A 25641-nucleotide genomic window follows, 5' to 3' on the forward strand; every position below is an offset into this window, starting at 1 on the left:
CGCTGGACGACGCTGGAAGAAGGAGCTCGTTCAGTAGCCCTTCTCCCTGCTTCTTAAAATTCGTCCCAGCCCTTTTCATCATCTTTCTTCTTTTTATCGCCAGGCTTTGCCGGTTCAAAATGCCGATCTTGCCAGTCTGGATAATCCTTCATATCACGAGGGCCACGGACCCAGTCCATAAAGTTGCCGTGAGGGCGACCCATGCCTGGGCGACGTTCAAAGCCAAAGTCCTTCTGCCAGTTGGTCGCATCTTTGATTTCATCCCGCATGTCAGATTTCATCTGTCGCATTCGGTCCTTCATGCCCTCTTTGATGGCACGGCGTTCCTCAGGACTCAGCCCCTTCCAGTCAGCATGGCTCATGTCCAACCAGTCAAAGTTGTCATTTTCAGCCCAGTGGCTGGTCAATTTTTCAAGCAGGCCGGCGAGTTGAGCCTGTTCTTCTTCGGTCAGATTGTTGAAGAGCTCTTCAGAGTAGCTGTTGCGTTGCTCAGAGCGTTTGTCTTTAGCAGAACGACCTTCTTCTGTCAGGAAAATCCGAGAGACCCGGCCGTCGTTTTCGTCGGCCCGCCGTTCGACGTATCCCCGACGTTCCAGTTCTTTGACCTGGGCTGTTACTGAGGAAGGCCGGATATCCAAGAGCTCAGCAATTTCAGAGTTGGTCAAGCCGTCCTGTTCCCAGAGCTTGACGAGGAGGCCACGGGCACCTCTACGATCGCCACCATTTCTGAAACGCTTCGCCATCATTTCTAAGCGTAGGGCCATGATAAGTTGTGGCTCTCGCAGGATTTTAGAAAATAGATTCAATAGTTTATTTGTTTTTTCAGACATCTGTTCGTCTCCTTTTTTAGTTAGTTTACTCTTGACAAAACTAAGTATAATTTAATTAGTTCGTTTTGTCAAGAGTAAACTAACTAAAATTTGTTTTTTATTTTTAGGTATTCAAAAACAGCTCTACTGAGCTGTTTAAGACTAATTAAGAAAATATATAATCCAGGCAAAAACTTACAAATGCCACGAGTGAAGTGGAAGAAATTCTGAAAAACACTGTGAAAATGGCAAATGGCGAGACCGCTAGGGCTCGCCATTTAGCAATGAGACAGCAAAGCTGTCTGCTTGCGGCCTCACAGTGCTTTTTCAGAATTTCTGTAACGAAACGGCCTAGTCAGTCAGGCCCTTATCCAAAGCATACAACCGCTTAAAGTCAGGATTCTCCTCCAACAAGTCGCTTGGCTTACCATCAATCTTAATCTTCCCAGCTTCCAGGAAAATCACCCGGTTCATGTGCTGAATCCCAAGCAAGTGGTGGGTAATAAAGATAATCGTCTTATCACTCAAGCGCTCAAAGAAGAGCTCCAGCAACTGATTTTCAGTAATCGGGTCGAGGCTGACCGTTGGCTCATCGAGGATGACGAGGTCAGCATCAGACAAGAGCACCCGGGCCAGGGCCAACCTCTGGCGCTCCCCACCAGAGAAGCGTTGTCCAGCTTCGTCGACCATTTCATCAAGGCCGTCTGGCAGGCTGGCGACCATCTCTTTGAGGCCAACCAAATCCAGAATATGCCAGATTTCTTCATCGCTGGCATCAAGCTTGGCCAGGGTCAGGTTTGACCTGAGACTGGTCGCAAAGAGGTAGGGCGACTGATTGATAACGGCGACCTTCTGCTCGAGGTTCTTTGCCTCATAGGGGGCAACACCGTCCAGGGTCAGACTGCCGGCATCTGCGATGAGGTCGCCCCGGATGAGACTGGCCAGAGTAGACTTACCGACACCAGAGCGACCAAGGACAGCGACCCGCTCGCCTGGCTCGACGGTCAGATTGAGCTGGTCAAAGATTTGCTTGTCTCCAAAATGGAAGTCGAGGTCTTTGATTTCCAGCTTGACAGAGCTGATTTCCTTTGTCCGCTCTTCCTTTTTGCCTTCAGGAATCTCATCCAGCCTGCGGACAGAGTCGCCGTAGCGATTGGTCTCGACCATAGCGTCAGACAAGGGAAGGTAGGCATCGACCAGGGGAAAGACCGTCAGGGCGACGGCTGCGATATAGTTGATAGCATCGCCCTCTCTGAGAAAGCCGTGGCCCCAGATGAGGAGCAGCACCACAAGGATGCCAAAGACCGCCTGCAAGAGCAAGTTACGGTTTCTGGCATGGGCAAAGAGGAATTTCTGCTTAGCCCGACTACCTTGTTCTGCCTCACGGTAGACATTGAGGAAGTCGTCTTTTCGACCTGAGAGGACCCAGTCTTCAAGGCCTAGGACGTCATCAGTCATGTCGGTAAAGAGCTGGTTGCGATAGTTCTTGAGCTCTTCGTCAGCCTTAGATGTCCGTTTGACAGACAAGACAGGCACAAGGACGAGCAGGATGGCAAAGAAAATCGCCAGGATAACCGCCAGATGCAGTGAGAAGACCCCAGCACTGATGACCAGTGCAATCGAGAGGGTCCCTGAGATCAACAGCGGGAAGAGGGTCCGCAGGAAGAGGTCTTGCAGATTAGCAATGTCCTCATTCAAAATCCCTAAGAGGTCGCCAAGCTTGACCCGCTCTGAGAGGCCAATTGCCGTCTTTTCAAGGCGGAGATAGAGCTTCTTGCGGAGCTCACTCGTGATGCGTAAAATCCAGTTGTGACTGCTCAGCCGTTCAACATAATGAACGATGGGCCGTGTAATCCCGAAGACCCGTACCATCAGGGTTGGCACATAGATAATCAGGATATTAAAAGGCCGCTGGGCTGCACGAGAAATCACATAGCCACCTGAAAACATGAGGAGTCCAGCACAAATCAGGGTTAGCGTGCCTAGGAATACCGCCAGGACCAGGCCCCAGCGAAACTTCTTCATGAAAGGAGCAATCCAGTCATTCTTAAATAATATTTCTCTTAAATTCATTTCAGGCTCCTTTCTAGCCCCGCATCTCAGCGAGGAGTTTTTGGTAATAGCTGTTAGTAGCCAGGAGTTCTTCGTGGCTACCGATACCAGCGACTTGTCCTTCATCAAGGACGACCACCAGGTCCATCTGAGGGAGCCAGTGGAGGCGGTGGGTGGCCAGGAAGACGAGTTTTTTGTCTAATAAAGGAAGAATGTTTTCCTTAATTTCCAGCTCAGTCTCAATATCGAGGTGGGCCGTCGGCTCATCGAGCAACAAGATATTCCGCTCGCTAGAGAGAAAGGCCCGGGCCAGGGCGACCCGCTGGGCCTGACCGCCTGAAATGGTCCGACCGGCTGCACCAATCTGAGCATCCAGACCGATTTCATCGACCAGGCCTGAGAGACCGGCGAGCTTTGCGGCCTCTAAGATGGCCGTTTCTTCTGCTTCTGGCTCGTAAAAGGCGATGTTCTCTCTAAGTGTCGCCGCAAAGATATAGCTCTGCTGAGGAATCAGTGACAGTGACTGTCGCCAGTTATCTGTCATCAGACTGGATACCGCCTGGTCATTGATTTTCAGACTGCCTGACGTTGGATCAAGGAAGCCGGCCAACATAGACAAAAGCGTAGATTTTCCTGAGCCAGAAGCACCGACCAGGGCGACCTTTTGGAAGCCTTGGAGGTCAAGGCTGACATCAGCCACACCTCGGCCGGTCTCATAGGTCTTGGTCAGGCTTTTGAGTGTGAGTTTGCTCTCGTCAGACCAGCTGACTTTTTCTGTGATACCGGCGTCTTCTGCAGACTTGTCCCGCTCTTTAGCTAGGACCTCTTTGACCGCGTCCATGGCATTTTTTCCGTCCAGGGTCGCATGGTAGTCGCTGGCAAATTCCCGGAGTGGCAGAAAGTACTCAGGAGCCAGAATCAGGGCGGCCAGGGCAGGGAAAAGGAGGATATGGCCGTTAATCAGTCGGAGACCCAAGAACAAGGCCACTGTCGCTACAGAGAGGGTCGCAAAGAAGTCCAGGGCAAAGGTCGACAGCATCGCCATTGACAGGGTCGACATGGTCGCCTTCCTGAAACGCTCTGAGGTCGAGTAAATCGCTGAAGCATAGCTCTTTGAAAGGCCAAAATACTTGAGGGTCGGCAGACCACGAAGGGCGTCCAGGAAGTGGTTGGAGAGCATGGTAAATGTCTTGTACTGACGCTCAGCACGCCCCTGTGCCGCATAGCCCAGGAGAATCATAAAGATAATTGCAAAGGGAAAGGCGACAATCAAGACAATCGAGCTCTCCCAGTCAAGGAAGAAGACCACAACGACGAGCACAATCGGCACAATCATCATATTGAGGATTTTTGACAGGACCAGCTTGATGTAGGTCTCGACATTTTCAATTCCAGCAATGGCGGTCGAAATCAGGTTACCTGAGCCCATCTCTGAGACCAGACTAGGGCCGAGTTCAAAGCTCTTTTCCAGGAGCTGGAGGCGGTAGTCCATGGCCATCTGATAGGCAAATTTATCTAAAAACTTTAGACGAAGATAGCTGATCAGCTCTCTGACCATATAGCAGACAAAAAAGCCCAGGATCAGCAGGGCGACAGAGCCCAGCGTCTGCTTCTTCCAGAGACCTGTGATAGCTCCTGAAAGAAAAAGGGCCTGGCCTGAGATGACCAGGCCTTGAAAGACAGCCAGTATGCCCAGAAGCGGGAGAATCCGCTTAATGGCAGGCAGCTGCATGAGTTCACGATCAATCATGATAGGGATCCATTTCTATATAAAATCTACCTTTAATTATAGCAAAATTTAGGTGGCATAAGGCTTCAGGGGATTAACTTCCTATATTGTTTGGCGGTCTATTAAAAAGATGATAAAATTATTATAAAGAAATGAGAAAGGAATTGGCCATGAAAAATAACGAAAAACATGTCAAGCATCCCTATCTTGGCATCACAGCAGGACTTCTCGCCCTGATTATCGCGACCAGTGTCGCCTTCTTTATTCCTCCGCACCCAGATTATGAGCATGTGCCACAGCGTTGGCCAAGCCGAACGAATTGGGAGTGATTGTTTAGACCGCTGTGATGGCGGTTTTTTATTTTTCGGTGGGCTGTCGTTCCGCTCTGGGCAGTCGGAACTGTTGTGAGGCCGGAAGCAGACGCCTCTGGCGTCTCATTCCTAATTCTGGAGCCCTGCGGTCTCCAGAATTGCCAACTTTCACTACAGTCCCAACAGCCCAGAGCTCCACTAGTACTTTATAATTAATTCAAGAAACAGGCAGAAGTAGGGTTTCTGGAGGGCAACGAACCCCAACATGCATTTCGTTTTACCCTCCCAGATATTAGTTTATAATTAAATTATGATTAGTTTTTCCTCATCAAAGAAAGGAGTTAGGATGGAACACATTATTACAGTGAATAACTTGCACAAGGCTTTTGACAGCGAAAAAGTCTTGAAAGGGGTTGACTTGAAGGTAAAGCCGGGTCAGATTTTTGCCTTGCTTGGTACAAACGGGGCTGGAAAAACAACCATGATCAATATCTTGTCAACGCTATTGCCCCATGATAAGGGCGAAGTCAACATCAATGGCTTTGACGTCAAAGAAAGTCCTCATCAAGTCCGCCAGTCGATTACACTGACAGGACAATTTTCAGCCCTTGATGAAGTCTTGACGGGCAGGGAAAATCTTCGCTTTATTGCAAAGCTTTCCGGCTTGAAAAGTGTTGAGGAGCGGGTTAGTCAGATTTTAGAAGAAGTCAGCATGACCAAGGCCGCAGACAAGCGAGTCAAAGAATACTCTGGCGGAATGAAACGAAGAATCGACATCGCCATGGGCCTCCTGGCAGACCAGGATATTCTCTTTCTTGATGAGCCGACGACCGGCCTTGACCCAGAGGCCAGAAAAGAGATTTATGGCTTGATTGAAAAACTCGTGTCCTCTGGCAAGACGATCTTTTTGACCACTCAATACCTGCAAGAGGCCGAAAAGCTCGCCGATTATATTGCTGTTCTTCACAATGGCAAGATTGCCGCTAGCGGGACCTTTGAGGAGCTTCAAGCCCTTTATCAAAGGCAAGATGAAGCACTTGATTTGGAAGAAATTTTCTTTGCTGTCATTGAAGAAGAAAAGGAGGTTAGGTTAGGGTATGATAAGACAAACTTTAGTACTAACAGGACGACTTTTGAAGCACCTGAGGAGAAATGGTGAAGCCATCTTGAGCATCTTTGCGATTCCTATCGCCTTTTTCCTCATCAACTACTTTATGGCTGTGTCACAGGGAGAGACAATCAGCTTCGAGCAGCTCTTTCCCAGCATGGCGATTTTGACCGTCCTCATGGGGATTTCCTACACTGGCCACCGGGTCTTTGAGGATAAGGAAAAGAATATGGTCATGCGAATCAAATCCATGCCCGTCCGCCAGACTGCTCTATTGTGGGCACATGCAGTGACCAGTGTCCTGACGACCTTGGCATCACTTCTGACCCTCCTAGCTCTAGGATTCCTCCTTGGAATCGAAAACTCTGCAGGGATTTGGCAATGGTTGCTCAGCTTTGTAATCCTCGGCTTATTGACCCTAGCCTTGAGTTGGTTTGCTATCATTTCAGGGCTTGTTGCCAAAACGGCCTCGATGGCCTCCTCCTTCTTCTATCTCCTGATGTTCTTGATGATGGGCATCATGTTTGGAGGCTTAGAGCTCCCAACAGCCCTTCATATCCTGATGAACTACCAGCCCCTGACCCACACAGCAAATGGGGTCAGCTACTTATTGACAGACGGCCTCCTTCACGCAGACCTCGGCTTCGCCGTCCTCTGGGCAATCGCTATCTTTGCCGTCTGCTACTTCTTTGCGATGAGAAAGTATAGGAAGTTGACGCCTTAACACTAGCCTTCCACTTCTTGGCCGTTGGGTTGTTGTGAGGCCGGAAGCAAGCACCTCCGGCGTCTCATTTCCAATTCTGGAGCCCTGCGATTTCCAGAATTGCCAACTTTCACGACAGCTCCAACGTCCCAGAGCTCCACTGGTTTTTATACATATTATAACTTGCCAAATCGAAACAGTTACAAGTGGAGTGAAAGAAATCCCGCCAAAACACAGTGTTATCAAGGCAAATCAGAAGACCCAAAGGGGCTTATGATTTAGGCATGGAAGCCGCAGGCTTCGCTGCCGGCCACACTGTGATTTTGGCGGGATTTCTGGAACGCAACGAACCAAAGAGCACGAATGTTGAGGAAAGCTTCGCTTTCCCTATCCACTACCTTTTTGTAGAGTTTTGGACTTCAATGCTCCCTTTGGTCGCATTGCTTTCTCAAAACGTTATACAAAAAAACCGCTCAAGGCGGTTTTTACTCTTATTTCTCAATCCGTTTCCGGAAGATGAAGTAAGTCCATGCGACATATACTAGGACAAATGGCAAGATACAGAGGGCAACGATGGTCATCGCTGTCAATGTATAGCTTGTTGAGCTGGCATGGCGGATCAAGATATCATGCACAGGATTAGTCGCAATCATCACACGTGGGAAGATGCCTTGGAAAAGAAGGGCAACCAGTGCGAAGAAGGTGATACCTGAGCTAAAGAAGGCCATTTTTTCATTTGACTTCATGACGCCGATATGGGCGATCACTGAAAGCACAACGATGACTGCAAGCAAGATTACTGTCCAAACAGCGTTTTTGTGAACACCGTCGATGACTTGTGTCTTGAAGAAATCTGTAAAGAAGAACAACAAGATAGCGAAGACAACTTCACCTGCGTACAATACGAAGTAAAGGACTTTAGCAATGGCTTTAGCCCGGTCACGGAGAGGACCTGCCACCTTAAGCGCCAGGTAGTTCAAACCGTGGAGGAAGCAAAGCAGGGTCACAGCCACACCACCTACGATAGAAAGCAAATTCACATAGGTAAAGAAGTTAGCTGACACGTTGCCATTCACATCCATTGGGATGCCTTGGATAAAGCTTGTGAACATCAAACCAAAGAGGAATGGCACTGCTGTAGAGGCAATCCCCAAGATCACACCCCAGAACTTGTGGTGCTTAGCAGATGGAGCACGGTGGCGGAATTCAAATGAAACCCCACGCAAGATCAACCCTGCCAAAATCAAGAGGAGAATCAGGTAGTAACCTGAGAACAATGAAGCGTACCAGTATGGCATAGAGGCAAACATGGCACCACCAGCGGTAAGGAGCCAAACCTCGTTACCATCCCAAAATGGACCGATGGCTGCGATGGATTGGTCAATCTCGCGGTCATCTTTTGCGACAAAGAGGGTCGACATGCCGACACCAAAGTCGAAACCTTCAAGGAAGAAGAAACCACCAAAGAGAACGCCAACAATGATAAACCAGAATAATTGTAATCCAGACATTATTTTTCTCCTCCTTCTTCTTCATTTTCGTCTTTTACTTTGAAATTGTCCTTGTTAAATGGATCAAGTTCAGCGTAAGCTGTTTCAGCATTTTCAATTGGTTGACGCATCACGTGTACTGAGTAAGCAATCATCGTAGCCGCAAGACCACAGAAAAGGACGAAGTACAAGATGTTAGAGAAGGTCAATGAAGCGACTGAAACGTTTGGTGATACAGAGTCTTGAATGGTAAAGAGTCCGTAAACTGTCCAAGGGTAACGACCAAGCTCGGTTACCAACCAACCACATGTGATGGCGAGGATTGGAGCGTAGAGCATGATACCGTAGAAACGAAGGAAGCCGCGGTTTTCATAGAGCCATGGTTTTTTCTTCCGTGTCCAGAAGAGACCAAGTGCACTCGCCAGAATCATCAGCATTGAAAGACCTGCCATGATACGGAAAGTATAGAAGATGGCGTTCATTGGTGGAACAAAGTTATTACCGATTTCCTTGGCTGCTTCTGGATATTGGGCAGCAAGCTCTTTGTTCAACTGGTCAACTGACTTGATGTCTGTCTTGTTGGTAGGCGAGTGGAAGGTCAGGATAGAGAGCATCATTGGCACACGGATGCCTGCGACTTCTCTGTGTTGTGCTTCATTGAAGAAGGCTACGATTTCCCAAGGGGCAGATTCACCCTTCTTAGAAGTGTCCATGACACCTTCAGCTACGGCAAACTTCATAGGTTGGCTTTCAGCCACATAAATCATGGATTGGTCTCCAGCAACGAAGTTACCGATAGAGCCAATCAAAGCAACCAAGAGTCCCAGACGAAGGGCTGGCTTGAAGAAGTCAACATCGCGCTTCTTCAAAAGTTGGAAGGCTGCGATACCGGCTACTGAGAAACCACCACAGAGAGCCCAACCCGTAATGACGTGACTGAATTCAAGCGTCGTTTGTGGATTGGTCACAAGGGCAGCAAAGTTGTTCAATGTGGCACGGGCACCACCAGCGAGTGATGGGTTTTGAGCCCATTCTGACAGAGGAATCCGCTGTCCATTGCCGCCTGTGATTGTGAAGCCTACTGGGTTTTGCATGAATGAGTTGGCTGCCAAGATCCAAAGACCTGAAAGCACTGAACCAACCAGCGTGATCCAAGCCACAACCATGTGGAGCTTCTTGTTGATGCGGTCCCAACCGAAGAGCCAGATTCCAAGGAATGTAGATTCCATGAAGAAGGCAAGCAGGGCTTCAACCGCAAGTGGGGCACCGAAGATGTCACCGACGAAACGTGAGTAGTCAGACCAGTTCATCCCAAATTGGAATTCTTGGATGATACCGGTCACGACACCGACAGCGAAGCTCAAAAGCATGATCGAGCCAAAGAATTTAGTTCTGATTTTCCATTTTTCATCTCCGGTCTTCACGTAGATGCTTTCCATGAGTGCGACCATGAAGAGCATACCAATAGAGAAGGGCACAAAGAAGAAATGGAATACCGTTGTCATCGCAAACTGGAAGCGTGCGAGATTGACGATAGTAAACATAATACCTCCTTTAAGGTTCAAAAAATAGTCTAAAAATAGACAGAATCTTAATTACACCTATATTATACACCTTTGACAGCGATTTATCTAGGGGTTTTTCAGTAAAGTTTATTTTACATACAATTTAATTTTTGTGTGCTTTTTCACATGCTTTTTAAGGCTTAATATAGCTGGGAAAGTCAGGAGATTCCCATTTGGTTTTTCTGCCAAGCCTGGCTCGAGCGCTCTGAGCCCAGCCCTAGGCATTTGTCTGCTTTGAAAAGACAAATCTTTCCTATATGTAAGTAATTTTCGAAAGCAGCCTCTTGAGTTATGAGCAAATTCTCTTAAAATGAAAGTGACAAGGAATATCGCTACCAAAAAATTGAAGGAGGGATTTGAAATGAGAGCAGCAGTCGTGAGACAAAAACCAGATGGATACGCAGATGTCGTTGAAAAGACACTCCGGCCTATCAAGCCTAATGAAGCCAAGGTCAAAATGGAATACTGCGGTGTCTGCCACACCGACCTGCACGTCGCAGCTGGTGACTATGGCAACAAGGCCGGCACAACTCTTGGCCACGAAGGCATTGGCGTCGTCACAGAAATTGGGGCCGATGTCCAGTCGCTGAAAGTAGGCGACCGGGTCTCTATCGCCTGGTTCTTTGAGGGCTGTGGCCACTGCGAATACTGCGTTTCTGGCAATGAGACCTTCTGTCCTGAAGTCAAAAACGCAGGCTACTCGGTCGATGGTGGGATGGCCGAAGAAGCCATCGTGACCGCTGACTATGCGGTCAAGCTCCCTGAGGGCCTCGACCCCGTCGAAGCCAGCTCCATCACTTGTGCCGGCGTGACGACCTACAAGGCCATCAAGGTTTCTGGCATCAAACCAGGCCAGTGGCTGGTCGTCTACGGAACTGGTGGCCTGGGCAATCTGGCCATCCAGTATGCGAAAAATGTCTTCAACGCCCGCGTCATTGCTGTTGACGTCTCTGACGAAAAACTGGCCTCTGCCAAGAAAGTCGGAGCCGACCTTCTCTTAAACTCAGCCAATGCCGATCCGGCCAAGACCATCCAAGAACTGGTCGGCGGGGCCCATGCTGCGGTCGTCTGTGCCGTCGCAGCCTCTGCCTTTGACAATGCCATCGACTGCCTGCGTCCTATGGGCAAGATGGTCGCTGTCGCCCTGCCCAATGCCAAGATGGAAGTTTCGATTCCAAGAACCGTCTTTGATGGCATTGAAATTATCGGCTCACTCGTCGGGACCAGGCAGGACCTGGCCGAAGCCTTCCAATTTGGGGCCGACGGCAAGGTTAAGCCGATTGTTGCGACCCGTAAGCTAGATGACATCAACGACATCATCGATGAAATGAAGGCGGGTAAAATCGAAGGCCGGATGGTCATTGATTTTACAAAGTAAAATATTTCAGCCGTCTTGTGAGCCTCGAAATGACTTGGACTCCTGAAGCCAATATCCCTAGCTAACGCTAATCTCCTCTTAATATTTAGTCATCTGCCTTGTAACCCCAAAAAACCGCCCCAAAGGCGGAGTCAGGCTTGAACTCAAGCCATGATTAGGTTATAATAGTAACTAAATATAAACAAAGGAGAGCGTTTCTGTTGGACAACGACCACCCGAATCCCGAAAATAAGCCATTTTCGTTGAATCAACTCTAAAAACAAGACGCTCTAAATGTCAATAAAAACTGACGGAGCCGTCAGTTTTTTCTATTGTCTTCGCATGAAACCATCATTTCAATCATGCCCCAAGTAATTTCATCAAATAAGGCGGTCTGTCTCGTCAACGGCCGTATTCATAGGGTCTCTGGGGGAGACTATCTGGAAAACCTCGACCCGAGCCTGCAGACCGTCATCACCCGTGACTATCCTGATGTCGACATGCACAGCTTTATCTGCAATGAACACCAGGTTAAGTTCCGTCTCGAGGTCTTGGACACCCTCTTCCATCTTGACCTGCAAAAAAACTTTACCATCAACGACCAGCTCAATGAAGAGCTTGAAAAAGCCAACTTCCAGATTCAGGACGTGGAAGAACAGCTCGAAGCTCAAGCCACCATCGGTGAGCGTGCTGCCGACCGTGTGACTGACTTTGTCGGGAGCTGGGCTTTCATTATCATCTACACCAGTATCCTCGCGGTCTGGATGTTCCTCAATGTCAGCAAGCTTCTCGGTGTCGCTTGGGACCCTTATCCTTTCATTTTGCTCAATCTTTTCTTGTCGATCACTGCTGCCATGCAAGCACCGTTGATCATGATGAGTCAGAACCGGGCCAGCGACCACGACCGCTTGTCAGCAAAGAATGACTACCTGGTCAACACCAAGTCCGACAAGGGAGTACGTGCCCTCCATGAAAAGCTCGACCACCTGATGATGGAAGACCAGTCTTCTACCATGCAGATTCAAAAAATCCAGACCGAAATGCTGGGGGACATTCAAATCCTCCTCAACGAAGTCTACCAACAAAACCAAGATATCCGTGAGCGGCTCGACAACGTCGAAGACCAGCTCGATGACTTTGAAGAAACACTTGACACCATCGAAGAAAATACAGACGATGATGATGTCAATGAGGAAAACAACAATGAAGAAACAAGCAGGCCTCATGCCTCTTAAAACTCATAAAACTTATAAAACAAACGCTATCTCAACCGATAGGGTTCGTTTTTATTTTTTAATTCTAAGAATGTAAGGTAATTATCATGAAAAAATTTAACACAAGAAGAAAAGACGAACTCCTGATCTACGCTGAGCTCAGACAGGAAGAGCTCTTCAAGAGCATCAACACTAGCCCGACTGGCCTGACCAGTCCTGAGGCTGAAGAAAGGCTTGAGACAGTCGGCCCAAACATTGTCGCCAACCAGAAGCTCAAGCCCTGGTATGTGCTTCTAGCAAAGGCCTTCTGGAATCCCTTTGCCCTGGTCCTGGCCTTTCTGGCCCTGATTTCTGCGCTGACTGGAGACGCCGAAGGGGCCATTTACATGGCCGCCATGATCATTATTTCCGCCGCCATCGCCTTTTATCAGGAATACAAGAGCGAGCGGGCCTCTGATGCCCTCCGGGAAATGATTGAAAACACCACCCAGGTCCTACGTGATGGGAGCTTTATAGAGATTCCTATGGATGAAGTCGTGCCGGGTGATATCATCAGCCTCCAGACCGGAGATATGATACCAGCCGATGCTATTTTATTAGAATCTAAAGACCTCTTTATCAATCAGGCGACGTTGACGGGCGAGTCTTATCCGGTCGAGAAGACCTTTGACGACAAACAGGTCACGAGCTCGCTTGACGCCTCAAATGTCCTCTTTATGGGGACCGACGTGGTCTCCGGAAACGGAAAAATCCTCATCGTCAAGACCGGTGCCCAGACCATGTTTGGCGATTTGGCGACCAAGTCCTCTTCTTCTGCTCGGATTCAATCCAGCTTTGACAAGGGGCTCAACCGGGTCTCTAAGCTCTTGATCAGCATGGTTGCCATCCTCTTCCCCTTGGTCTTTCTGATTAACTGGCTGACCAAGGGCGAACCGGTCGATGCCTTCTTCTTCGCGATTGCGGTCGCGGTTGGTCTGACCCCTGAGATGCTACCGATGATTGTCAACTCCAATCTGGCCAAGGGTGCCCTTGCCTTATCTAAAGAAAAGGTCATTGTCAAAGAGCTCTCCGCCATCCAAAACCTGGGCTCTATGGACATCCTTTGTACCGACAAGACCGGGACCATCACTGAGGACCGGGTCGTCATGATGACCTATCTCAATATTGACGGCAAAAAAGATGATCAGGTGCTCGAAGCTGCCTTTATCAATTCCAATTACCAGACCGGCTGGAAAAACCTGATGGACGTTGCTGTCATCACTTACTTTAATCAAAAAGAGCGAGCACTCAAGAGCGGTCGCCTCCAAAAAATCGATGAAATTCCCTTTGACTTTTCAAGACGCCGGCTTTCTGTCGTGGTCGAAAATGAAAAACATGAACATATCATGGTCTCTAAAGGGGCCATCGAAGAAATGGAGAGCATCTGTAGTCATGTCATGCGAAATGGCGAGGTCCTCCCGCTGACTGACGAACTCCGCCAGCAACTCCAGACCATCAGCCAAGAAATGAGTCAGGAAGGCATGCGGGTCCTGACCGTCGCCCAAAAAGCCCTAACGCCTGATGAAGTAGCGAGCTTTGACAAGGACTCTGAACAGGGCCTGATTCTCATGGGCTTCCTCGGCTTTCTTGACCCGGCCAAGGCCTCTGCCGCTACTGCCATCAAGAGCCTGCAAGGCCATGGCGTGACCGTCAAGGTCCTGACTGGCGACAATGCTATCGTGGCCCAGAAAGTCTGCCAGGATGTCGGGATTGATGCCAGCCACTATTACCTCGGTACTGACATCGACCAGATGAGCGATGACGAGCTCTATCTGGCGGCCAGCAAGACCCAGCTCTTTGCCAAGCTTGCCCCATTACAAAAGGCCCGGATCATCGAGCTCCTCAGAAAAGAGCATACCGTCGGCTTTATGGGCGACGGCATCAATGATGCTCCAAGCCTTCGGGCTGCTGACATCGGGATTTCTGTCGACACCGCCGCCGACATTACCAAGGAAGCCAGCAATATCATCCTGCTAGAAAAATCCCTCCAGGTCCTCGAGACCGGTGTCATCGAAGGTCGCAAGGTCTTTGCCAACATGATGAAGTATATCCGGATTACACTTTCTTCCAATTTTGGAAATGTCTTCTCCGTCCTCGTCGCTTCAGCCTTTCTCCCCTTCCTGCCGATGGCTTCAGTGCAACTGCTCACGCTCAATCTAATCTATGACGTTTCACAGCTGACCGTTCCTTGGGACACTGTCGACCCAGAAGAAATCGAACAGCCCGTCAAATGGAATACACGTGGCCTAGCTAAATTCACGCTTCAGATTGGTCCTATCTCTTCTATCTTTGACATCACGACCTTCATCGTCCTCTGGTTTGCCATGGGCTATACGACTATGGACCAGGCACCACAATTCCAGGCCGGCTGGTTCATCCTGAGTCTCGGCACCCAGTCGCTGGCCTTCCACGTCCTGCGAACCAAGAAACTTCCATTTGTACAAAGCTGGGCAGCCTGGCCAGTCCTGATTTCCACCTTCTTTGCCTTTGTGATTGGCTGGACACTGCTTCTCACTCCAATCGGGCAAGTGCTTGAGCTTCCGCCTGTCGAGTTGCCTTTTGTCTTCTGGTGGATTGGGATTATTGTGGCTTATATTCTGCTACTGCAGTTTATGAAAAAGGCTTATTATAAAAAAGAAAGTCTATACTAAGTCAGTATAAGCCAGAATTTCCCTAACGAAACGGTCTTTATCATCATCCCTGAGCCTCAATCCCCTTTACAAGCGAAGTCCTTGCCCTCATCAAAAAAAAAGGCTAAAATAGTCTTTATGACAATGGATAGTAAATATAATGCTCCCTGGAAAATCGGAGACATTGAGATAAAAAATAAGATTGTGCTAGCTCCCATGGCCGGCATTACCAACAAGGCCTTTCTGACAACGGCAAAGGAATTTGGAGCAGGCCTCGTCGTGACAGAGATGATTTCTGACAAGGGCATCGAGCACCGCAATGCCAAGACCCTCTCTATGATGGACTTTGAAGGGGTGCCACATCCCCTTTCTATGCAAATCTTTGGGGGCGAGGTCGATACGCTCGTCGAGGCCGCCAAGTTTGTCCAGGAAAATACCGTCGCTGATATCATCGACATCAACATGGGCTGTCCTGTGCCAAAAGTCACCAAAAATGAGGCCGGCTCAAGGCTTCTTCTTGACCCTGACAAGGTCTACGATGTCGTCAAGGCTGTCAGCTCAGCTATTGATTTGCCCCTGACCGTTAAAATCCGAATCGGCTGGGACGAAGACCACCTCTTCGCCGTTGAAAACGCCAAGGCCATCGAGGCTGGAGGCGGATCCGCTGTCTCCATGCACACCCGGACCAAAGAGCAGGCCTACACCGGCAATGCCCAAGAACGCTGGGAATGGCTGGCCAAGCTGACTGACGCTGTCAATATCCCCGTCATCGGAAATGGCGACGTCAAGCAACCTGAAGACGCCAAGAAGATGATTGACGAGACCGGCGTCACTGCCGTCATGATTGGTCGTGCCGCCCTCGGTAATCCTTGGATGCTCCACCGGACCGAGCACTTCTTGCGGACCGGCGAGCTACTCGATGAGCCCTCAGTTGCTGAAAAAATCAACACCGCCAAGCTTCATCTGGCTAGACTTGTCGAGCTCAAGGGTGACAACCTGGCCTCACGTGAGTTTCGCCAGCACGCCGCCTACTATCTCAAAGGGGCTCCTCGTGCCGCCAAGGTCAAAAATGCCGTGAACTCGGTCGATAGCCAGGCAGAGATCATTGAGATTTTAGATCATTTTGTCGCTTCATTGGCTTAAAATAAAGGCCTTTAGCTCTTGAGCTGGAGGCCTTTTCTCTTTTTGCTTATTGTTTATGGGATTTTTATGATTTGGCTTGAGAAATATTTCAAAAACTAGTCTATCCCCTAGTGGAGTTTACGGCTGGAGGCCAATCAATAGTGAACAGGCAAAACTTGAGACCTTAGGCTCAAGTTTTAGACATGGAAGGCAAAGCCTTCGCTGTCGGCCCACTATTGATTGGCCTCCAGTCGTAAACGGAGCGGACTCAATACACACAAAAAAGACAAGACTCGAAGGCCTTGCCTTTTTTATACAGTCGTCAAGCGAGCTTAACAACCATTATAACTTCAAACTAGTCTTATTTGTTAGTTGAAAGTGCGTAGAAGTTGATTCCTTCGTACTTCCATCCACGTTGAGTAGAGAGGACGTCACGTTCGTTTGAGTCAGCAGTTACCAAGTGGGCACCGATACCTGCAGCTGGGTTGAAGAGACGGAAGACTGGCTTAGCAGTTTTAGCTGCTGAGTAGAAGGTAACACCTTCGTCGTTCCAGCCCATGCTTACAAGAGTCTTGATTTCGTTTGAGTCTTTAGAGTAGATGTGTTCACCAGATTTTGGATTGTAAACACGGTGGATACCTGTAGATGATGATGCAGGTTCAGTGAAGGCTTTACCTTCTTGTTTCCAGTCTGAAGAGATTTTTGGAAGGCTGTTGTATTCGTTAAGTGAAGTTGACAGCAAGTGTTCCATGTTACGTTGGTTGTAAAGACGGTAAACAGTAACAGTCTTAGTTGGAGCTGGAGCTGGAGTTACTGAACCAACAGTTACAGTAGCAGCAACTGAAGTGTTGCCGTGGATATCTGTAGATGTGATTGTAAGCTTAGTTCCGTTAGCAACTTTACCGAAGGTTACAGCTGCTGAGCTTTGAGCCAATTTAGATGCAGGACCATCGAAGTTAACTGCTGGAGCACCAGATTCTACGGCAGTACCGATGACTTTACCAGCGTTCATAACTTTGATAGTTGAACCAGCTTCAGCCTTAACTTGGAGTGAGTCGTTCTTAACTGAAGATACAACTGGTGTAACAGGTGCTACGATATCTTTGAAGGTCAAAGTGTTAGCAGTGTCTGTGTAGTTGTTCAAGACGTTAAGGTCAATCTGTGAGTTAGTTGGTGCGATGTAGCCTACGAAAGTTTCGTCGTTACGTCCGTTTGCAGCGTGAGCAGCGTACCATGATTGAGCAGTCGCGATGTTAACTGGGAAAGTAACTTTTTGGCTTGTCAATACTTGAATGTCAGCAATAGAATTTGCAATTTGAGCTACTGAGTTAGACAGGCTCTTGAATGCATTTGTAGCAGTATTAAGCAATGATGCAAAAGCAGACCATGCAGCACCAAAGATAGAATCAACCAAGCTATCTCCAGCACTCAATTGAACATTTTGGAATGCATTGTTCAATCCAGTCATCCATTCGTTCAACTTGTTTACGACAGCTGTAGCAGTTGATTGATTAAAGGTAACTGTAGCTTTGTTACCTGAAATCTGCATGTCGCTACCTTGAACAGTAACATTCATGTCCTTCACTGCATCAGTGAAGCTGTTAACGTAATCAATCAGTGATGTAAGGTCAACTTTTGGTTTACCAAGCTCACTATTCCAGTTAGCTTGTGAATCTTGCAATTGAAGCAAAACAGCAGAACTAAGGTTTGAGATAGCATTAGTAATGGTAGTCATGAATGGAAGGCCTGAAAGGTTAAGTCCGACTGTCATTGTAGCTGAACCTTTACCGTTTGCTTTAACAATATTAACAAGGTCAGAAGGGATAACAACAGTTGCTTGAGTTGTTGAAGGCAAGATGATGCTTGCACCAAAACCGATTGAGTTGTTAAGTGTGAATGTACCAGTGTTAGTGTTGAGGCCAGAGATTGGACTCTTGAAGTCATTTGACAATACAGTCTTTTGGTTAACTGTTGCGTCAAGAGTTGCCGCACTTGCAGTAAGTGTTGTTGCGTTAAGCACTGGAAGAGCTACAGCTGTACCAGCGATAAGTGATGTCGCAGCAAGTGAAACTACTGTCGATTTTTTCATTTTCTTTCTCCTTTTTTGAACCTAAAAGATATTCTTTTTGTTACAGATTATATTTTAATACAATTTAATAATTCCCGCAAGCGATTTTTTATATTATCTCAATTCTTTAGCGAAACGTAAACTAAAAGAAATATTTAAGTAATATAATTAGCATTTTATTATTTTATTTTTAACAAAAGACCTCTTATTTTAGTTTACATTCCATAATAAAGCCTTTTCATATTCATCATTGTCAGTTCATTCTTAGTCGCCATTCTCAAAAATCGGCCGAAAGCACTGGCCTGGCTGAAATGAAATATAAGAATCTTATCTCTTAGAAAACTTTCACTTCCTCTTGTCAATAACGTCACAAACTTGTTGCTTTTGTCTTTTTCAACGTATTATTAGGCTTCCAGCCCCATTTCTAGGCACAAAAAAAGAGGGAAGTCTCAGCTTCCCTTTTTATCAGGCTCTTATTTTTTTACCAAAAATCTGCTCTTAGGATAGTTAAAGTCCCCAATCACCTCATGAACATTAATAATCGAAGCAAAGGCCTTTGGATCCTCAACAGAGAGAATCTCCTTGACCTCCTGGATTTCGCTCGGGTTTAAGACAGCGTAGATGACCTTCTTCTCAGCACCAGAGTAGGCTCCGGTCCCGTTCAAGAAAGTCACGGTCCGGCCGATTTCGTTGACGATGGCCCGGGCCAGCTCGTCTGGCTTGTCGGTCATGATGAGCATTCCTCGCACAGTATAACCACCATTTTGGACAATCCCGATGACCTGAGCTGCCACAAAGCTGGCAATCAGTGTATACATCATGTGGGTCAGCGGAATATAACTGAGCGACAGGGTCAAGACAATGGCATCAATCGCAAAGAAGGTCTTCCCGACCTGGATGCCCTTCTTAAACTGGAGAAGCTGGGCGATAATATCAGAACCACCAGTCGTGCCCCCATAGCGGAAGACAATCCCAACGCCAGCTCCGGCAAAGACACCAGCCAGAATCGCTGCAATCAGCGTGTCGTGGTCAATGTTAATCCCAAAGTCCAGCCTCTGGAAGAGCCAGATAAAGACAGAAAGGCTGATGATGGCATAAATCGTATAGGTAAAGGTCCGCTTCCCTAAAAATTTATAACCAATAAAGAGCAGGGGGACATTGAAGACAATCTGCATATAAGACGGATCCAGGTGGAACAAGGCCCGGGTGATCAGAGTCACACCAGCTAGACCGCCCTCGGCCAGGTTGTTGGCGATGTTAAATTCTACAAAACCAAAGGCGTAAATCACCGTCCCCAGTGTGATGGCGATAAAGTTTATCGCATGTAAGCTAAAATCTTTTTTCAATACATCTTCCTTTCTAATAAAAATATACTGAAAGAGCAGCTGGTCAGCAGTCGCTCTTTTTTCATTTTTTTAATCCGTAACTTCTGCAAACTTCCCTAAGACACGGACGTTTTCAGAGATGGACACAAAGGCTGTCGGGTCATATTTCTCCATCAGCTCTTTGAAGTCCTGGTATTCATACATGGTAATGACGGTCAAGAGCACAGTCTGTGGCTCGTGGGAGTAGGCTCCCTCGACGTTGTTTAAGACTGTAATGCCGTGACGGCCATGTTCTAGCAATTTTTCAGTGACCAGGTCAGGATTTTTTGTGACAATCATGACTTGGAGACGTTTCTGCCGGGTAAAGACAGCATCCTGGACACGCGAGGAGACAAAGATCCCGACCAGTGAATAGAGCATGTACTCCCATCCAAAGAGGAGGCCGGCCACAAAGACGATACAGCCATTGACAATAAAGGCCAGGCGACCGACGGTCCGGCCGGTCTTCTTGCGGATATAGAGGCTGACCACGTCAGTCCCTCCCGAGGAAATCCCTGATTTCATCGCATTTCCGACCCCAAATCCCATGATGGCCCCACCAAAGACGGCGTTGGTCACCGGGTCATGGGTGAGCGGTGTCACAGGGACAAAGTGGATAAAGATCGAAGACATGGCAATCGTCAACACCGTATAGACCGTAAACTGCTTGCCGAGCTTCTGCCAGGCCAGGATAATCAGTGGCACATTGACCAGGACCAGCGTGACGGAAATGGGCAGGTAGTCATGGCCAAAGACCCGGACGACAATTTCTGAAATCACCTGAGAAAAACCAGTGGCACCTGAAGAATAGATATGCCCTGGCTGATAAAAGAAGTTCAGGGCAAAACTAGAGAAGACGGCATAGACGACGGCAGCTGAAAATTTTTGTGCTAAACGCTCTATCCCGATTTCTTTTAAGAGACTAATCAGCTTGTTCAACTTTAATACTCAACTCTTCTAGTTGCTTGTCTGCAACAGGTGACGGTGCGTCCGTCATAGGGTCAGTTGCCTTATTATTTTTCGGAAAGGCGATGACTTCCCGGATATTGTCCTTGCCAGCCAGGAGCATGACAAAGCGGTCAAGACCGAGGGCAAGCCCACCGTGTGGTGGGAAGCCGTAGTCGAGGGCCTCTAGCAAGAAGCCAAATTGCTCATTGGCGTCATCTAAGCTAAAGCCGAGGGCTGTCAGCATCTGCTCTTGGAGCTCACGGGTGTGAATACGGAGAGACCCGCCACCCAGCTCATAGCCGTTCAAGACAATGTCGTAAGCATGGGCACGGACACGGCTCAAGTCGCCAGCCACCAGCTCGCCTTCCGTTTCCTTGGTAGGGAGGGTAAATGGATGGTGGGCAGACATGTAACGGCCTTCTTCTTCAGACCATTCAAACATTGGCCAGTCGATGACCCAGAGGAAGTTGAACTGGCGGTAGTCGATGAGGCCTTGTTGCTTACCAACTGTGAGACGAAGGGCGCCCAGCGCGTTATTTGCCACTTCGAGTGTATCAGCAACGAAGAGCACAAGGTCTTTGTTTTTAAGACCCAGTCTTGCGATGAGTTCGTCAGCGATTCCAGGCATAAACTTGGCCACGCCACCTGTAAACTCGCCTTCGTCATATTTGACAAAGGCCAGGCCCTTGGCTCCGTTTTGCTTGGCCTGCTCAGTCAGCTTATCAATCTGTTTACGACTATATTTGTCAGCTGCTCCTTTGACGACAATGGCCTTGACAGCTTCTGCCTTACTGAAGACATCGAATCCTTCGACCTTATGAGCAATCTCAGTCAGGTCCTGCAAGAGGAGTTCAAAGCGGGTGTCTGGCTTGTCAGAGCCGTAGCTATTCATAGCCTCATCCCAGCTCATGCGTGGGAAGGGCAGCGTCACGTCAATCCCTTTGACATCCTTCATGACCTTGGCAATCAGGCCTTCAGTCAACTCTTGGATTTCTTCTTCTGATAAGAAGCTGGTTTCCAGGTCGACCTGGGTAAACTCAGGCTGGCGGTCACCACGGAGGTCTTCATCACGGAAGCACTTGACAATCTGATAATAGCGGTCAAGACCGGCCGTCATCAGGAGTTGCTTCATGAGCTGTGGGCTCTGTGGCAAAGCGTAGAACTCGCCTTTATTTACACGTGATGGCACGAGATAGTCACGCGCACCTTCTGGTGTTGATTTATTGAGGAAGGGCGTTTCGACATCGATAAAGCCAGTGTTGTCCAGGTAACTCCGGATGGCTTTAGTCACGCCGTGTCGCATGGTAATATTGGCCAGCATCTCAGGACGGCGGAGATCCAGATAGCGGTATTTGAGGCGGGTGTCGTCGAGGACTTCGACATCATCTTTGATTTCAAAAGGCGTGGTCTTTGATGATGCCAGGACTTCGATGGCGGTCGCTTCGATTTCGATTTGGCCAGTCTTCATCTTGTCATTCTTGCTGGCCCGCTCGATGACCTTGCCGGTCACTGAGAGGACGTATTCATTGCGGACGCTGTCAGCCAGGTCAACCAGCTCTTGTGCTTGGGTTTCTGGATTGACCACGATTTGTACGATCCCTTCACGGTCTCTGAGGTCAATGAAAATCAGCCCTCCAAGGTCACGGCGTTTGGCCACCCAGCCCTTGACGGTCACTTCTTGACCAAGATAGCTCTCGGTAATATTTCCTGCATAGTCTGTTCTCTTCATATTTATATTAGTCCTCATTTATTAGTAGAGCCTCAAAGATGGGGCTAAAGTCATTGGATACTGCTGAAATCGTTGTTTCGACTTCTTTTCTGGTCCGGTTGTGTTTGACCTTGATGTTGCCGGTCTCAGCTTCATTGTCGCCCAGCGTGATTACGAGCTCGGCAGCCAGCTTTTCTGCCGACTGGAACTGCTTGGCTAGCTTCCGGTTTGAAAAGTCCCGCTCAACCTTGTAGGCCTGACGTCGAAGGCTTTCTGTCAGCTGGCTGGCCACAACAGTCGCCGCATCGCCCATGACAGCAATGTAGACATCGAGCGGTTCAGCAGGCAAGAAGTTGACCTCTTGCTGCTCAGCAATCATGAGCAAGCGCTCAAGACCGAGACCAAAGCCAAAGGCCGGTGTTTCAGGCCCATCAAAGTATTCAACCAGGCCATCATAGCGACCGCCGGCACAGACAGTCAGCTCTTGGCCCTTGATATTGACGATGAACTCAAAGATGGTGTCATTGTAGTAGTCCAGGCCACGGACCATGTTAGTATCGATGACATAGTCGATGCTAAGTGCCTCAAGCTGCTGGCGGACACTGCTAAAGTAGGCCTCTGACTCCTCTGAGAGATAATCAAGGATAGAGGGAGCGTCAGCAACGATTTTCTTGTCGGCCTCTTCCTTGCTATCAAGGACCCGCAGAGGATTTTCGTGAAGGCGGCGTTTGCTGTCTTCTGAGAGCTCAGCCTCAAATGGCGTCAGGTAGTCAATCAGGGCCTGACGGTAGGCTGCACGAGAATCGCTGTCGCCCAGTGAGTTCAGATGTAAAGTCACGCCCGTAATGCCAACGGTATCAAAGAAGTTCTTAGCCATGGCCATGACTTCGACGTCGACGGCCGGATTCTTCATGCCAAAGCACTCGACACCTAGCTGATGAAACTCACGGAAACGCCCGGATTGCGGACGTTCATAGCGAAACATCGAGCCGATGTAATACATCTTGACCGGCTTTGGAATTTCCGGTGCAAAGAGCTTGTTTTCGACATAGGCACGGACGGTTGAAGCCGTCCCTTCAGGACGCAGAGCCACATGACGGTCGCCCTTGTCCATGAAGTCATACATTTCCTTGGTGACAATGTCGCTGGTCTCGCCAGTCGCCCGGCTGAAGAGCTCGTAGTTTTCAAACATTGGCGTCCGGATTTCTTGGAAATTATAGTCTTCAAAGACCGCCCGGGCCATCGTTTCAATGTATTGCCATTTTGCCATATCTTGAGGGAGCAGGTCTGCTGTCCCTTTTGGTTTTTGGAGTTTCATAATTGCCTCTCAATAAATAGGATAAAGATAAAATAAAACACCCTAAAAATATCTCTAGGGCGTCAAATACGCGGTACCACCTAAATTCGCTTGCAATAAGCCTTTAGTTTAGCTATAAGGTCGCCAGCCATAACAGTCACGGTAGTTTTTCTGAGCTTTCAGCCAGGGCTCAGTCTCTATGCTTTCATTATAAACTTGTTTGAGCCTTTTTTCAAGGTTTATATTGTAAAATCTTTGATTAATTTATGACGACAGGCAAAAAGCCTCGGACCTCCCAGGCCGAGTTTAAGACAGGTCTGTGACGACAGCTTAATTCAAAAAATCAAAATATCCTCCGCCTCCGCCCAAATCTCCTGAATCGATCTTCCCTCCCAATTTCCATGCTTCACAAAATCCTCCAGGTCTGCATATTCATTGGGCCACTTGTCCAACTCATAAAAGGAGATGGGCTTGCCTGATTTGGTCGGATAGTAGCTAATAATATAGTCCTTTCCTCGAGAGCTGAACTCGACTTCTCGTCGCTGTTTCACCTTGTCAATGAGCCTTTCAAAGCTGTATGCTGTTTTCTTTTTATTTTCCATACTTATTTATCCGTAAAAAATCGAGAATGTAAAAAAACACTGAAAAAATTTCAGTGTTCATTTAACAATTTCCTATTCCACATCCTTAAAAACAAACATCGCATTCTTAAAGTAATCATAGCCAGAATAAATCGTAAAGAAGAGGCAGACATAAAGCAAAATCGTCCCAATGTAAAGCGGGTCGCCAATCAAAAGAAAGATAATCGCTAGCATCTGTGTCGCCGTCTTAATTTTCCCAGGCATGGCCGCCGCAAGGACCGTCCCGCCCTGCTCGACAAGGAGCAATCGCAAACCAGTCACAGCCAGCTCCCGACAGATGATAATCGCAACAACCCAGGCCGGAGCCATGTGCAGCATAATCAGGAGGGCAAAGGCCGTCATGGTCAGCATCTTATCGGCCAGTGGGTCGGCAAATTTTCCAAAATTGGAAACGACATGCCACTTGCGGGCCAGATAGCCGTCCAGCCAGTCTGTAAATGAAGCCAGTGCAAAGACCACAGCAGCAACAATCCAGCTGACATAGGTCTCGCCAAGATGGGCTCCTCGGGGAATATAGAGCAAAATAATAAAGATAGGAATCATAAAGATTCGCAAAATCGTCAGTTGATTGGGTAATTTTTCTTTCATAGTCTTCCTTTTTTATGAGCTTGCGGTCGTCGCTGCTGCTACATTGACCGTGATGGTCCCAGGTCCTGTCATAGCAGACAAATCAACCGCTTTACCATTGATGGTCATGGTCAGGCCTGCCACAGCATTGACCGTGATGGCAGAGCTGGTCGCAGCAGCTGCCAGCGTGGCCGTAAGCGTAGGATTGCTGGCATTGATTTCCTGAGCTGTCGCCTGGTCTGTATTGGTCAGGCTGAGGACGATATCTGCATCCGCAGAGGCCGTAAAGGTCATCTTGACCGGCTGGCTGGCGTTCGTCAGATTGACAGTCAGGGCCGTGCCACTACCGCTGACAGCGACCTGGTTTTGCTCAGCAGGCTGACTGCTAGAGCTGGCCTTGCTGGCTGGCGATGAGGACGTTGGGTTTTGAGACGTTGATAGACTGTAGGCTGCACCATTGCTGTTGATCGACGGAGCCGGCCGGTTCAAGACCACAGCGACCGCGACAATAGCGACAATGGCAATGGCCGTTGCCGACAGGCTGATGATGGGAAGATAGTACTTCCAGCTAGGGACCTCTTCTTCGACCTCTTCAAAGCGTTCAGACGGTTTAATAAATTGATAAGTATCTTGAAGTTCTTCTTCCTCCTCGACACTGATGCCGGACTTACTTTCATGGGCCTGGAGGAGGATGTCTGAGTTCAGACCAAGTTTTTCTGCGTATTGTTTAAGATAAGCCCGGACATAAAAGTCACTGGGCATGGCCTTGTAGTCGTCTGTTTCAAGGGCGACAATATAGAGTTTTTGTACTTTGGATATCTTTTCTGCTTCAGCGAGACCGAGCCCGAGCTCTGTCCGCTTTTCTTTAAGGACCTGGCCGATTGTTTTTACTGCCACGTTTTCACCTTTCAATCTTTAT

20 protein-coding genes are annotated in these 25641 nt (G+C 48.3%); 7 read left to right on the forward strand and 13 right to left on the reverse strand.

Annotated features, from left to right (window positions below):
* Positions 1-53: 53 nt before the first annotated feature.
* From NtB2_RS02715 to cydD, 3 genes are all read right to left on the reverse strand, one after another.
* On the reverse strand, positions 54-830 hold the full coding sequence (locus NtB2_RS02715) for a MarR family winged helix-turn-helix transcriptional regulator (RefSeq protein WP_109245417.1): 777 nt from the start codon (positions 828-830) through the stop codon (positions 54-56).
* A 330-nt stretch (positions 831-1160) separates the two neighbouring features.
* Positions 1161-2882 (reverse strand): thiol reductant ABC exporter subunit CydC, encoded by a 1722-nt coding sequence (cydC, locus tag NtB2_RS02720; RefSeq protein ID WP_109245418.1) that lies wholly within the window; start codon positions 2880-2882, stop codon positions 1161-1163.
* 13 nt (positions 2883-2895) lie between these two features.
* Positions 2896-4611: a thiol reductant ABC exporter subunit CydD gene (cydD, locus tag NtB2_RS02725; protein ID WP_109245419.1), complete on the reverse strand. Its 1716-nt coding sequence runs from the start codon at positions 4609-4611 to the stop codon at positions 2896-2898.
* A 149-nt stretch (positions 4612-4760) separates the two neighbouring features.
* Between cydD and NtB2_RS08590 the strand changes: the two genes are divergently transcribed.
* The 3 genes from NtB2_RS08590 (at position 4761) to NtB2_RS02735 (ending at position 6733) form a co-directional block, all read left to right on the forward strand.
* On the forward strand, positions 4761-4919 hold the full coding sequence (locus NtB2_RS08590; protein WP_165814941.1) for a hypothetical protein: 159 nt from the start codon (positions 4761-4763) through the stop codon (positions 4917-4919).
* Between the two features lie 328 nt (positions 4920-5247).
* On the forward strand, positions 5248-6060 hold the full coding sequence (locus tag NtB2_RS02730; RefSeq protein ID WP_109245420.1) for an ABC transporter ATP-binding protein: 813 nt from the start codon (positions 5248-5250) through the stop codon (positions 6058-6060).
* Positions 6035-6733, forward strand: a complete 699-nt coding sequence (locus NtB2_RS02735; RefSeq protein WP_165814942.1) for an ABC transporter permease — start codon at positions 6035-6037, stop codon at positions 6731-6733. The genes NtB2_RS02730 and NtB2_RS02735 overlap by 26 nt, the downstream gene beginning before the upstream one ends.
* 470 nt (positions 6734-7203) lie before the next feature.
* Here NtB2_RS02735 and cydB read toward each other — a convergent pair whose 3' ends face one another.
* Together cydB and NtB2_RS02745 are read right to left on the reverse strand one after the other, a co-directional pair.
* Entirely contained in the window at positions 7204-8223 is a 1020-nt protein-coding gene (gene cydB / locus NtB2_RS02740) for a cytochrome d ubiquinol oxidase subunit II (RefSeq protein ID WP_109245422.1), read from the reverse strand.
* Positions 8223-9746 (reverse strand): cytochrome ubiquinol oxidase subunit I, encoded by a 1524-nt coding sequence (locus NtB2_RS02745; RefSeq protein WP_109245423.1) that lies wholly within the window; start codon positions 9744-9746, stop codon positions 8223-8225. Before NtB2_RS02745 ends, cydB begins: the two co-directional genes overlap by 1 nt.
* A gap of 382 nt (positions 9747-10128) precedes the next feature.
* On the opposite strand from NtB2_RS02745, the gene adhP reads away from it, so the two are divergent.
* From adhP to dusB, 4 genes are all read left to right on the forward strand, one after another.
* Entirely contained in the window at positions 10129-11145 is a 1017-nt protein-coding gene (adhP, locus tag NtB2_RS02750; protein ID WP_109245424.1) for an alcohol dehydrogenase AdhP, read from the forward strand.
* A gap of 341 nt (positions 11146-11486) precedes the next feature.
* Entirely contained in the window at positions 11487-12359 is an 873-nt protein-coding gene (locus tag NtB2_RS02755; protein ID WP_225867038.1) for a DUF1003 domain-containing protein, read from the forward strand.
* Positions 12360-12445: 86 nt separating this feature from the next.
* A complete protein-coding gene (mgtA, locus tag NtB2_RS02760; RefSeq protein ID WP_109245425.1) occupies positions 12446-15028 on the forward strand; it encodes a magnesium-translocating P-type ATPase in 2583 nt (860 codons plus the stop codon).
* Positions 15029-15145: 117 nt separating this feature from the next.
* The gene (dusB, locus tag NtB2_RS02765) at positions 15146-16150 is read left to right on the forward strand and encodes a tRNA dihydrouridine synthase DusB (protein ID WP_109245426.1); all 1005 of its coding nucleotides are present in this window, start codon (positions 15146-15148) and stop codon (positions 16148-16150) included.
* Between the two features lie 340 nt (positions 16151-16490).
* Here the strand turns inward: dusB and NtB2_RS02770 are convergent, their stop codons facing one another.
* The 8 genes from NtB2_RS02770 to NtB2_RS02805 form a co-directional block, all read right to left on the reverse strand.
* Entirely contained in the window at positions 16491-18218 is a 1728-nt protein-coding gene (locus NtB2_RS02770) for an adhesive domain-containing protein (RefSeq protein WP_109245427.1), read from the reverse strand.
* A 452-nt stretch (positions 18219-18670) separates the two neighbouring features.
* Positions 18671-19543 (reverse strand): YitT family protein, encoded by an 873-nt coding sequence (locus NtB2_RS02775; protein ID WP_109245428.1) that lies wholly within the window; start codon positions 19541-19543, stop codon positions 18671-18673.
* A gap of 69 nt (positions 19544-19612) precedes the next feature.
* Positions 19613-20500 carry a YitT family protein gene (locus NtB2_RS02780; RefSeq protein ID WP_225867039.1) on the reverse strand — a complete coding sequence of 296 codons (888 nt, stop codon included), beginning with the start codon at positions 20498-20500 and terminating at the stop codon, positions 19613-19615.
* Positions 20484-22238 (reverse strand): aspartate--tRNA ligase, encoded by a 1755-nt coding sequence (gene aspS, locus NtB2_RS02785; RefSeq protein WP_109245429.1) that lies wholly within the window; start codon positions 22236-22238, stop codon positions 20484-20486. The genes NtB2_RS02780 and aspS overlap by 17 nt, the downstream gene beginning before the upstream one ends.
* 7 nt (positions 22239-22245) lie before the next feature.
* Positions 22246-23535 carry a histidine--tRNA ligase gene (gene hisS, locus NtB2_RS02790; protein WP_109245430.1) on the reverse strand — a complete coding sequence of 430 codons (1290 nt, stop codon included), beginning with the start codon at positions 23533-23535 and terminating at the stop codon, positions 22246-22248.
* A 314-nt stretch (positions 23536-23849) separates the two neighbouring features.
* Complete coding sequence (locus NtB2_RS02795; protein WP_109245431.1) at positions 23850-24116, reverse strand: hypothetical protein; 267 nt, start codon at positions 24114-24116, stop codon at positions 23850-23852.
* A 72-nt stretch (positions 24117-24188) separates the two neighbouring features.
* Positions 24189-24743 (reverse strand): CDP-diacylglycerol--glycerol-3-phosphate 3-phosphatidyltransferase, encoded by a 555-nt coding sequence (pgsA, locus tag NtB2_RS02800; protein WP_109245432.1) that lies wholly within the window; start codon positions 24741-24743, stop codon positions 24189-24191.
* A gap of 12 nt (positions 24744-24755) precedes the next feature.
* Positions 24756-25619 (reverse strand): helix-turn-helix domain-containing protein, encoded by an 864-nt coding sequence (locus tag NtB2_RS02805; RefSeq protein WP_109245582.1) that lies wholly within the window; start codon positions 25617-25619, stop codon positions 24756-24758.
* Between the last annotated feature and the right edge of the window lie 22 nt (positions 25620-25641).

The organism is Lactococcus termiticola (assembly GCF_003116835.1).
Classification (GTDB): Bacteria; Bacillota; Bacilli; order Lactobacillales; family Streptococcaceae; genus Lactococcus; species Lactococcus termiticola.